The 4,544-nt window shown below is 59.6% G+C and carries 4 protein-coding genes; 2 read left to right on the forward strand and 2 right to left on the reverse strand.

Annotation, left to right across the window (positions count from 1 at the left end; translation table 11 throughout):
* Nucleotides 1–1,342 (forward strand): YccS/YhfK family putative transporter (locus tag BZK31_RS26000; protein ID WP_208617236.1); only part of this gene is annotated, 1,342 nt, incomplete at its 5' end.
* Here BZK31_RS26000 and BZK31_RS26005 read toward each other — a convergent pair.
* On the reverse strand, nucleotides 1,305–2,060 hold the full coding sequence (locus BZK31_RS26005) for a substrate-binding periplasmic protein (protein ID WP_083186108.1): 756 nt from the start codon (nucleotides 2,058–2,060) through the stop codon (nucleotides 1,305–1,307). The two genes, BZK31_RS26000 and BZK31_RS26005, sit on opposite strands and share 38 nt — an antisense overlap.
* A 401-nt stretch (nucleotides 2,061–2,461) precedes the next feature.
* Between BZK31_RS26005 and BZK31_RS26010 the strand changes: the two genes are divergently transcribed.
* Entirely contained in the window at nucleotides 2,462–2,920 is a 459-nt protein-coding gene (locus BZK31_RS26010) for a GNAT family N-acetyltransferase (protein ID WP_083186109.1), read from the forward strand.
* 463 nt (nucleotides 2,921–3,383) lie between these two features.
* Here BZK31_RS26010 and fba read toward each other — a convergent pair whose 3' ends face one another.
* Nucleotides 3,384–4,448, reverse strand: coding sequence for a class II fructose-bisphosphate aldolase (gene fba / locus BZK31_RS26015; protein WP_004880227.1), 1,065 nt, complete (start codon nucleotides 4,446–4,448; stop codon nucleotides 3,384–3,386).
* Nucleotides 4,449–4,544 lie beyond the last annotated feature (96 nt).

Consider the following 4,544-nt stretch of genomic DNA (forward strand, 5'->3'; position numbering starts at 1 on the left):
GCGTCAGCAGGGCGTGGCGTGCCAGGCACTGTCGGAATCCATCCAGTTGCGCCAGCCGTTCGTCTATGACCCAAGCTTCGCTGAGGCCATGGAAGACCTGCACGCCTCCCTCGAACACCTGCGCATCCAGAGCAATCCGGCCTGGCGCGGGCTGCTGCGTTCGTTGCGTGCGCTGGCCGCGAACCTCACGACGCTGGATCGGCTGATCAGTGACGCCAGCAACCCGGATGCCGTGGCAGACGCTACCGACAGCAGCCTGCTGGACCGCTCGCCGCGCAACCTCAAGGATGTCTGGACGCGCCTGCGTTTGCAGATGACGCCGACCTCGCTGCTGTTTCGCCACGCGCTACGTCTGCCGCTGGCGCTGACCATCGGCTATGCGATGGTGCACCTGATTCACCCGTCGCAGGGTTACTGGATCATCCTGACCACGGTCTTCGTCTGCCAGCCGAGCTACGGCGCGACCCGGCGCAAGCTCGGCCAGCGGATCATTGGCACGGCGATTGGCCTGACGGTCGGCTGGGTGCTGTTCGACCTGGTCACCAGCCCGATCCTGCAATCGATGTGTGCAGTGCTGGCCGGTGTGGTGTTCTTCGTCAACCGCACCACGCGCTACACCCTGTCGACCGCCGCGATCACGGTCATGGTGCTGTTCTGTTTCAATCAGGTGGGCGACGGCTATGGGCTGTTCCTGCCCCGGCTGTTCGATACGCTGCTTGGCAGCCTGATCGCGGGCCTTGCGGTGTTTCTGTTCCTGCCGGACTGGCAGGGCCGACGCCTGAACAGGGTGCTGGCCAATACCCTGACCTGCAACAGTATCTACCTGCGTCAGATCATGCAGCAATACGCCAAGGGCAAGAGCGACGACCTGGCGTACCGACTCGCCCGGCGCAATGCGCACAATGCCGACGCCGCGCTGTCGACCACGCTTGCGAACATGCTTATGGAGCCGGGGCATTTCCGCAAGGAAGCCGATGTCGGTTTTCGTTTTCTGGTGCTGTCACACACGTTGCTCAGCTATCTGTCCGGCCTGGGTGCGCACCGCGACACGCAACTGCCCAGCGATGTGCATGAGCACCTGATCGACGGCGCGGGTGCCCGACTGGCGGCGAGTATCGATGAAATTGCCCAAGGGCTGGCCGAGAAGCAGAGCGTTGCGGTGCAGAGCGATGAAGAGGAAGGGCTGGCCACTCAGCTGGAGCAGATTCCGGAAGAGATGGACGAAAGCCAGCGCCTGGTGCAAACCCAGCTCGCCTTGATCTGCCGCCAGCTCGCACCGTTACGCACACTCGCGGCGCACTTGATCAAAGCTCCGCAGGCCGCCCCAGACCATGCCGTCTGAATAGCTCGTCGTAACTGCCGTCAGCCTTCATGGCGGCAATTTCGCGGTCGAAACCGGCGACGATTTCGGCGTGCCTGGGGTGCTTCAGACTGACCAGAATATGCAGGCCGTTTTCACTCAGCGAGCCGGGCAGAAACTCCACGCGGTCGCGCACCTCTTCGGCCTCCAGCGCCAGGTTGTAGCGAGCGACGTATTCATCTTCCAGCGTGAGATCGACACGCTCGGCAACCAGCATGCGGGTCGCCACGGAGAAACTCTTTACCGGCACTTTCTGCAATGACGGGTCGCTGTCGAATGCTGGCGAATAGGCGTAACCCCGCACGATGGCGATCACATAGGCACTCAGTTGTTTCAGCGTATGAGGCGCGATGGGCGAATCCTTACGCTTGAGAAAGCGCACGCGATTGACCAGATAAGGCTCGGAAAACTGCCCGATCAGGGTGCGATCCTCGCTGAACCAGGCGTTTATCAGCACATCGTGCCGACCTTCACTCAGCCCCAGCAGCGCTCTTGCCCAAGGCACCTGCTGATATTCGACGACATAACCGGCGCGCTTGAGCGCGGTGCTGACGATATCGGTGGCAAGGCCGCCATTAAGTAGCAGCGCATCGGTGAAAGGTGGCCAGGGATCAGCAACAAGACGCAGCTTTTCTGCCGCGCTGACCTGCGCCATCGACAGAAACACCAGCAACCCAACGACTCGAAGCAGGTACGACATGCTCTGGTTCCTGAGAAGACAGCTTGCAGGGGCGAAGCCTGACGACGCCGAGGTCACCCTTCATAACGATGGCTTTAAGCCTCATTGAAGACCGAAACCGGCGTATAGACAAGTCAATAGAATGCAGTTGAGCGCTGTCGCGATGTTCGTCAGCACTACAGGATTGTTTTCCCGATCACCATTTCAAGCCTGATCCCCGTCCGTTTCCTCGAAAAGTAGGCCTTTGCAAAACAACGACGTCCTTTCCTGAGCGGCAACGCCGGAAAGTGGAGTTACCCGACTATGCTCGCCCCCCAAACGACTTGTAATCATGGCGTGCCTCCCTATCGGCATCAGCGTTTATTGGGAATGACGCCAGATGCGTTTAGACTTCGCTTCTGGTTTCTCTGCGAGTCGGCGACATGTCTATCAAATGGATCTGCAAACACCACACCGAGCTGAACATCGAACAGCTCTACGCCGTGCTGAAACTGCGTGCCGAGGTGTTCGTGGTGGAACAGCAATGCGTGTACCTGGACGTGGATGGACAGGACCTGACGGGCGACACCTGCCATTTGATGGCGTGGCAGGACGACACACTGGTCGCCTATCTGCGTTTGCTTGACCCTATTCAGCAAGGCGGTGATGTCACCATCGGCCGCGTGGTCACGGCGCCGTCTATCCGCAGCCGAGGCATTGGCCACGAACTGATGGTCCAGGCGCTGGAACATGCCGAACGCAAATGGCCCGACCAGCCCATCTACCTGTCAGCGCAGGCGCATCTGCAAGGCTATTACAGTCGCTACGGCTTCAATCCGGTGGGCGAGGTCTACCTGGAAGACGACATTCCGCACATCGGTATGCGCCGCGATCTGGAGTGACGCTGTCCAATCAAATCGTGGGAGTGCAAACTTGCCAGGACAACCCTTACTGCTCTGAAGCCCCCACGGTAGTACGACCTGTAGGAGTGGACTTGTCCACGAAAGCGATACGTCAGGCGCTGCCTATGTAGGGGGTGTGCGCATCTCTTCGCGGACAAGTCCGCTGCCACAGGTGAAGCTCGGGCATTTCCGGTGGGAGCGAACTTGTTTGCGAAATCTGTTCCCACGTGGCATTGATTCCTTGCGTGGGAGCCGACTCGTCCGCGAAGACTGTCTTTCAGCTCACACAGTTTCATTGAACCTGTAGATCCATTCGCGGACAAGTCCGCTCCCACAGGTGAAGCTCAGGCATTTTCAGTGGGAGCGAACTTGTTCGCGAAATCTGCCTTCCAGACACCCCCGTTCATGTCGGCAACAAGCAAAAAACCCGCATCGCTGCGGGTTTTTTCAGTGCTCGATCAACTCAGTTGATCTTGGCATCCAGTTCGCCGCGCGCGTAGCGCTCGAACATGGCGTCCAGCGAGATCGGCTTGATCTTCGAGGCGTTGCCAGCGGTGCCGAAGGCTTCGTAGCGGGCAATGCAGACGTCGCGCATGGCCACGACAGTCTTGGCCAGGTATTTGCGCGGGTCGAACTCGCTGCGATTCTTGGCCATGAATTCACGGATGGCACCGGTGGACGCCAGACGCAGGTCGGTATCGATGTTGACCTTGCGCACGCCGTGCTTGATACCTTCAACGATTTCCTCGACCGGCACACCGTAGGTTTCTTTGATGTCGCCGCCGTATTCGTTGATGATTTTCAGCCACTCCTGAGGAACGGACGAAGAACCGTGCATCACCAGGTGAGTGTTTGGAATGCGCTTATGGATCTCTTTGATGCGCTCGATCGCCAGAATGTCGCCGGTAGGCGGCTTGGTGAACTTGTAGGCGCCGTGGCTGGTGCCAATGGCGATGGCCAGGGCATCGACCTGAGTCTTCTTGACGAAGTCAGCGGCTTCTTCAGGGTCGGTCAGCATCTGACTGTGGTCCAGAATGCCTTCAGCGCCAACGCCGTCTTCTTCACCGGCCATGCCGGTTTCCAGCGAACCCAGAACGCCCAGCTCGCCTTCCACGGAAACGCCACAGGCGTGAGCAAAGGCCACCACGCGACGGGTCACGTCAACGTTGTACTCGTAATCGGCCGGAGACTTGCCGTCCTCTTTCAGCGAGCCGTCCATCATGACCGAGCTGAAGCCCAGCTGGATCGAGCGCTGGCAGATGTCAGGGCTGGTGCCGTGGTCCTGATGCATGACCACCGGGATGTGCGGGAACTCTTCGATCGCAGCCAGAATCAGGTGACGCAGGAAGGGGGCACCGGCGTATTTGCGGGCACCTGCCGAAGCCTGAACGATGACCGGGGAGTCGGTCTTGTCGGCCGCTTCCATAATGGCGCGCATCTGTTCCAGGTTGTTTACGTTGAAAGCTGGAACGCCGTAGCCGAACTCGGCTGCGTGGTCCAACATCTGGCGCATGCTGATAAGTGCCATTGTCTGTGTCTCTCCCGGTAGGGTCGTTAATCGTGCAAGCCTGCCGTAGTGGCGGCTGCTATTCAAGTTATACGCAGCGGCCAGAGCCCCTGCAGG

Origin of the sequence: Pseudomonas floridensis, assembly GCF_002087235.1 — a bacterium.
GTDB lineage: Bacteria > Pseudomonadota > Gammaproteobacteria > Pseudomonadales > Pseudomonadaceae > Aquipseudomonas > Aquipseudomonas floridensis.